This window comes from Mangrovibacterium sp., from assembly GCF_059905295.1.
In genome coordinates this window covers 1-6,285 of record NZ_JBZQJF010000239.1, presented here as the reverse complement: position 1 = coordinate 6,285, position 6,285 = coordinate 1, and the positions used below count along the sequence as shown (strand labels likewise).

Here is a 6,285-nt window from a genome sequence, read left to right as displayed (position 1 = left end):
TCCAGCAGTTTCTTATTGCTAACGGAAAACTGAATTCGCCCAAATTCCTGTTGGGTGAAAGCTACGGAACATTCCGAAATGCCGGAGTCATGAAATACTTGCTCGATCAGGGAATTACCTTCCGGGGAGTTATCATGGTTTCCTCCGTTTTTGATTTAAGATCAATTATATTCCCGCCCAACGATGATACTTCTTACTATGTTTTTCTGCCCACTTACGCAGCTACGGCCTGGTACCATGATGCGTTGGAAAACAAGCCCGAAAACCTGGAAAATTTCCTGGCCGAGGTAGAAAAATTTACACAAAACGTCTACGGTCCGGCACTACTGAAAGGGGACCAGCTCAGTGATGAAGAAACGGATCAATTAGCAGAACAGCTTTCCAAATACACCGGGATAAAAAAATCAGTTTGGCTAAAAGCAAACCTGCGACTGACCAATCGGGAATTTTTGCAGGAACTCCTGCGCGACAAAGGCTTAACTCTGGACCGGTTGGATTCGAGATATGTGGGTATCAATCGTGATCTACTGAGCCAAAGGCCAGATTATCAGCCCCTGTTTCCGGCTATAATGCCCCCTTTGAAAGTCGCCTTTCTGAACTACCTGTACGAAGACCTGAAAGTTGACCGCAATCTGACCTACAACATCACCGCCCGGGGTCTTAAAGATTTCAATTGGGACTGGAAACACAAGGGAAACCTGATGCACGGGTCCTCGATAGCCATCAATACAGCCAATGACTTAGCAGAAGCCATGTCGCAGGATCCGACCGTGAAAGTGCTGAATATGGCTGGTTATTTTGACAACGGAACTCCTTATTTCGGGGTTGAATATTGCTTGAACCACTTGCAACTGAACAAGGAAATCAAGAAGAACTTAATCTTAAAATTTTACCACACCGGGCACATGATTTATTTGTCCAAAGATGCCATGCCTAAATTTAAAGCAGACTTAGCGGAGTTTATCACCTCTCAGTTACAATAATTTAATCTCCGGCTTACAAAAGGCGATTTTTAGCCTTGCTGACCCGATAAGTACGATTTGAAAACTACCTTTGGCTACCTCAAAGCATTTCAAATCGTACTTTTTCATGAACTCGCAGTTTCTCGAAACCATTTTAAAAGCAACGCAAGCAGAACAAACAGGCGCTTCTGAAACCATTCAAAACCTTTGGAGTGGCTACGGAAAAATCATCCGCTACCAATTGATCGGAGCTTCAGTTCCATCGGTGGTGGTTAAGCACGTGCGATTGCTCGATGGTGCCGGAAATCCGCGCGGATGGAACAGCAACCTCTCGCACAACAGGAAGTTAAAATCGTACCAGGTTGAAAGTTATTTCTATGAGCATTACAGCAAACTTTGCGACGACAACTGTCGCATTCCTCATTGTCTGGCCATGGATAGAGCAGGGGAAGAAGTCTTGCTGGTTCTGGAGGATTTGGATGCGGCGGGTTACCCCAAACGGAAAGACCGGTTGAACTGGGATGAAATGGTGATTTGCCTCAAATGGCTAGCCAATTTTCATGCAACATTCATGAACCAACAACCCAAAGGTTTATGGGAATCGGGTACTTACTGGCACCTGGAAACCCGCCCCGAGGAGTTAGATGTTTTGACTGATGAAGCCCTCAAAAACGCAGCCGAAGCCATTGATGAACGACTAAAAGCATCGCCTTTCCAAACCTTTGTCCATGGCGATGCCAAGTTGGCAAACTTCTGCTTTTCACCCGATGGTAGGCAAGTGGCGGCAGTCGATTTTCAATATGTTGGCGGTGGTTGCGGCATGAAGGATGTTGCCTATTTTGTAGGTAGCTGTTTGTATGAAGAAGACTGCGAGGAGCATGAACAACAAATTTTAGACTACTACTTCGCAGCGCTAGAAAAAGCACTAAACAAACAGGATAAGTCGATTGATTTTGAGGCTTTACAAGCCGATTGGCGAACCTTATATCATACGGCCTGGGCCGACTTTCATCGCTTTTTGAAAGGATGGAGCCCCGGCCACTGGAAAATTAACAGCTACAGCGAGCGTGTTTGCCGCGAAGTAATAAAAGAAATCAAAAATTAAAATACCCGACTATGCAATTATCCGATTTTGATTTAACCATCATATGCGAAGCTGCTGTTTCGGCAGCCCTGAAGGCCGGAAACCTGATCTCGTCCTACGCCGAGAAAGATGTTGAAGTGAAAAACAAAGGTGTTGGCGACACGCTGGCATCACAAGTTGTTACCGAAGTAGATGTAATGGCTCAGGAAACGATCCTGAAGATGCTGAAGAAAGTGACCCGGCAATTTGATTTGGGTACGCTGGGTGAAGAAAGCCCCGATAACCACGAACGCTTCGAAAAAGACTACTTCTGGGCTATTGACCCAATTGACGGAACGCTGGCCTTTATCAACAAAGAAGAAGGTTACTCAACCTCGATTGCCCTGGTGTCGAAATCGGGAGAACCGGTAATTGGTGTTATTTTCGACCCGATTAATAAGACGATATATCAAGCCGTGAAAGGTCAGGGAGCCTTCATGAGTGGTCGCAAATGGGTTGTGGAAGCTGAAGATGATGCTCCTCTTGGCTTCTTCAATGGAAAAAGCTTCCTGGACCATCCGCTGAAAGAAGCCACCATAAAAGAAATGAAAGCTGTTAGCGAAAAGCTTGGCTACAAGGGTATGACCGAAAAATACCAGGGCGGTGCTGCTATGATCTCCTGCTGGGCATTGGAAAATGCTCCCGGCTGCTATTTCGCCTATCCGAAAAAAGTAGATGGTGGCGGTAGTATCTGGGATTTCGCGGCCAGCGCCTGTATCTTTAAAGAAGCCGGTGCCTGGGTAAGCGACATCGATGGTAATCCGCTCGACCTCAACCGTCCGGATTCAACCTACCTAAACCATCACGGTGTACTTTATGCCACCAATGAAGAATTGGCCAAGGAGATTATTGAGCTTGGCAAGAAGTTGAGTAGCGAGTCATAAGATTTGAGTAATGAGATAAAGGACATCCCGTCCTGAAATTATCGGACGGGATTTTTTCTATTTAGTCGAGAGATCCTGAAACAATTTCAGGAGGACGTGCTCTGTAACTACCTAAAAAAGTAAATCACGACTATACCACAAGTCATCAATACCGTCGTAGCCGTATTCACATACGCTGTAAACCAAAAGTCACGGGTAGTAATCGTCTTTTGATAATGGCCGATGTACGGCTTTTTAACCAGTTGGCCATGGTAGATATTGGGACCACCAAAACGACATTTCATAATTCCGGCCAAAGCTGATTCCGGATACCCCGCGTTCGGGCTGGCATGCTGATGCCCGTAGCGGAAAACATGCGTCACTCCACTCCAGCTGAAGCTTACCAGAACCATTAGCAAAGCTGTTAATCGAGCAGGGATCAGGTTGAGTACATCATCTAGGCGGGCAGCAAACCAACCATAGGCCTTAAAGCGCTCACTTTTGTATGCAATCATCGAATCGAGGGTACTGGCCATTTTAAAAGCAAAAAGGGCAGGAATGCCACCTAAAGCATAAAATAACAGGGGAGCGATCACCCCATCGCTGAGGTTTTCAGCCATGGTTTCCAAAACTGCAGTCCGGATTTGCTGCTCATTCAGCTTCGTCGTATCGCGGCCAACAATGTAGCTCAGTTGCTTGCGCCCTACTTCCAATCCGTCGTTTTCCAAAGCACGAATCACCAGCCACGACTCATAAATCAGGCTGCGGTTCGCCAAACCAAAGAACACACCAACTGATGCTACCACCAGGTAAACGATCGGGAAATCCTCCAACCAGCCAAACAAAAGAAACAGAACCAGCCAGGTTCCGCCAACCAAAAGAATGGATGTCAACGCACCTTTCAGCTTGCGGTTTTCACCTTGGTTAAATCGCTTTTCGAACCAGCCAATCAGCCAGCCAAACAAACGAATAGGATGCGGTAGCCAGCGCGGATCACCCAATAGGCAATCAAGCACAAACCCAATTACAAGGGGGAGTATGAGAAAAATAAAATCCATTCTATGTCTTTTGGTAAACGTCATTGCGATTCGGCAGTTGTCTGAGAAGCAATCTCTTATCCAAGTCAGAAAAGATTGCTTCGTCGTCCCTTCTCGCAATGACGAAGCATTTATTTGTCCACTTTCATCACCGAGTACACATAGTCCATATCCACATAAGCACGGACATGATCGGCCAGTTTGTTGTATTGTTCTTCCTTGAATTTTGCGTAGTCGAATTCGGTCACTTCAGCCTTCAACTGGTTTGCTTTCAACATTTCTTCAACCACTGCTTTATTGTCGAGAATACCGTGCAGGTAACTTCCCCACAGCTTTGGCGAAACCAGACAACCATCCGTACTGCCGTCAATGAGACTGCACAGCGGTTGTCCACCCTTCAGTTCGGTATTCCCCATGTGAATTTCGTAGCCCGAGCAGTTTTCCCCACGATCAGCAAATTTGAACTCTGTTTGAACGGTCCGTTTGTCCTTTGTCAAAGTCGTAACAACCGGTAAAAGCCCAAGACCTGGAATAGCATCAATCTCACCCTCCACGTGATGGGGATCGCGGATTTCCTCACCCAAAATCTGGTAACCACCACAGATACCGTACACCCCTTTTCCCGATTCGGCAGCCTGCAGAATCGCTTTGGCCAGACCGCGTTCCCTCAGGTACATCAGGTCAGAAATCGTATTCTTCGATCCCGGTACCAAAACCAAATCAGCTTTTGCTATTTCGTCTGCATTAGCCGAGTAATATAAATTGACATCGGGCATGCGCTCCAGCATATTAAAGTCGGTAAAATTGCTCATGTGCCGCAGTAAAACCACCGCCACATTCACCTTACCGTCATCCTTCACGCTACCACGTTTATAATCGATCACCACGCTGTCTTCCTGCTCAATATGGATATCACTGAAATACGGAACCACGCCAATCACCGGAATGCCGGTCAGCTCTTCAAGCAACTTACGCCCGTCGTGAAACAGCGCAATATCGCCGCGAAATTTATTGATGAGAACCCCCTTGATCAGCTTCCGTTCATTCTCGGGAAGCAATTTAATGGTCCCGAAAACACTGCCAAAAACTCCGCCACGATCAATGTCGGCCACCAGGATGGTTGGAGCTCCGGTTGCCAGGGAAATCCTCATATTGGTGATGTCCTTATCCCACAGGTTCACTTCGGAGATACTACCCGCTCCTTCCATCACAATGGGATTGTATTTTTCATCGAGCGAGCGCCAGGCTTTCATGGCCTCATCGAACAGAAACTGCCGATCAGTTTTCAGGAAATACTCCTGTGCCGATTGGTCTCCCATCGGTTTACCGTTCAACACCACTTGCGCCTTGGTATGGCTGGTGGGTTTCAGCAGAATGGGATTCATGGCACTCAGACAGGGAATGCCACAGGCTTCAGCCTGCACAGCCTGCGCCCGTCCCAGCTCCAGTCCTTCGGCACTGGCAAAGGAGTTGAGTGACATATTCTGCGCCTTAAACGGAGCCGGTTGGTAGCCGTCCTGTTTAAAGATGCGGCAAAAGGCAGCATTAATCACCGACTTGCCCACATCGGAGCCGGTTCCCACAAACATGATGGGTTTAAGTTTTGCGTTATGTGTGTTATCGTTCATTTCTTTGTTTTAGTCGTGAGACATGAGTACCGGGTCGTGAGTTGGAATACAGACAACTCACGACTTTTTTGAACATTCATACTTCATACCTCCCAATAAGGTAATAAGGTCTTATGGCCCTTCTTTGTCCTTCTTTCCTACTAAGGTTTAGAACTGCGAATAAGGTCTAAGAGCTAGGCTTGTAAACCTTATCTTTTTTATTCAACCTAAGTAGAACGTCAAACCAACAGAACTATTAGCTTCTTTCAAACAGTCCTGAGTATGGAGTTGTGAGACAAGAACTCATTCCATTTTTCACCCCTAAATCCCCTAAAGGGGACTTGGCTTCAGTTTTTCAAATTACGATCAGACTGTTTGGCAATGTAGTCCTTGTTTGGTTCTCCCTTCAGGGAGTTAGCGGGTGAAAACAAGGACGGTATCCAATTGCTCACTGCGACTAATCGCTCATGTCTCCCTACTCGCATCTCATTACTCCTTACTCCTTACCTCCCTGCTTCTTCAAACCGGATATGGCTGGTATTGATCACCTGCGCCTCTTCGAATGAAGTCATCTCCGAAAGCACGGCTACAGCACCCTGCATCATGGGGTAAGCCAGTGCTGCACCGGTACCTTCACCCAAACGAAGGCCAAAAGCCAACACCGGATCGGCGTTCATATAGTTCAGCATCTTA

At 46.7% G+C, this 6,285-nt stretch carries 5 protein-coding genes and 1 pseudogene; 3 read left to right on the top strand and 3 right to left on the bottom strand.

Annotated elements, in window-relative coordinates; genetic code table 11:
- From AC37HE_RS12465 to AC37HE_RS12455, 3 genes and pseudogenes are all read left to right on the top strand, one after another.
- A pseudogene (locus tag AC37HE_RS12465) lies at positions 1 to 983 on the top strand (carboxypeptidase); the annotation flags it as partial.
- A gap of 106 nt (positions 984 to 1,089) precedes the next feature.
- The gene (locus AC37HE_RS12460; protein WP_500783172.1) at positions 1,090 to 2,067 is read left to right on the top strand and encodes an oxidoreductase family protein; all 978 of its coding nucleotides are present in this window, start codon (positions 1,090 to 1,092) and stop codon (positions 2,065 to 2,067) included.
- 11 nt (positions 2,068 to 2,078) lie between these two features.
- Positions 2,079 to 2,969 (top strand): inositol monophosphatase family protein, encoded by an 891-nt coding sequence (locus tag AC37HE_RS12455; protein WP_500783171.1) that lies wholly within the window; start codon positions 2,079 to 2,081, stop codon positions 2,967 to 2,969.
- Between the two features lie 107 nt (positions 2,970 to 3,076).
- On the opposite strand, the gene cbiB is transcribed toward AC37HE_RS12455, so the two are convergent.
- The 3 genes from cbiB to AC37HE_RS12440 all read right to left on the bottom strand — a co-directional run.
- Positions 3,077 to 4,006, bottom strand: a complete 930-nt coding sequence (cbiB, locus tag AC37HE_RS12450) for an adenosylcobinamide-phosphate synthase CbiB (RefSeq protein ID WP_500783170.1) — start codon at positions 4,004 to 4,006, stop codon at positions 3,077 to 3,079.
- 110 nt (positions 4,007 to 4,116) lie between these two features.
- Positions 4,117 to 5,613 (bottom strand): cobyric acid synthase, encoded by a 1,497-nt coding sequence (locus tag AC37HE_RS12445; protein ID WP_500783169.1) that lies wholly within the window; start codon positions 5,611 to 5,613, stop codon positions 4,117 to 4,119.
- A gap of 482 nt (positions 5,614 to 6,095) precedes the next feature.
- On the bottom strand, positions 6,096 to 6,285 hold a 190-nt coding region (locus AC37HE_RS12440), incomplete at its 5' end, for a nicotinate-nucleotide--dimethylbenzimidazole phosphoribosyltransferase (protein WP_500783168.1).

Bases quoted from the DNA above. Each gene is read 5' to 3' on its own strand.
- AC37HE_RS12455 (WP_500783171.1), top strand. From the start codon at position 2,079: ATGCAATTATCCGATTTTGATTTAACCATCATATGCGAAGCTGCTGTT.
- AC37HE_RS12445 (WP_500783169.1), bottom strand. From the start codon at position 5,613: ATGAACGATAACACACATAACGCAAAACTTAAACCCATCATGTTTGTG.
- cbiB (WP_500783170.1), bottom strand. From the start codon at position 4,006: ATGGATTTTATTTTTCTCATACTCCCCCTTGTAATTGGGTTTGTGCTT.
- AC37HE_RS12460 (WP_500783172.1), top strand. From the start codon at position 1,090: ATGAACTCGCAGTTTCTCGAAACCATTTTAAAAGCAACGCAAGCAGAA.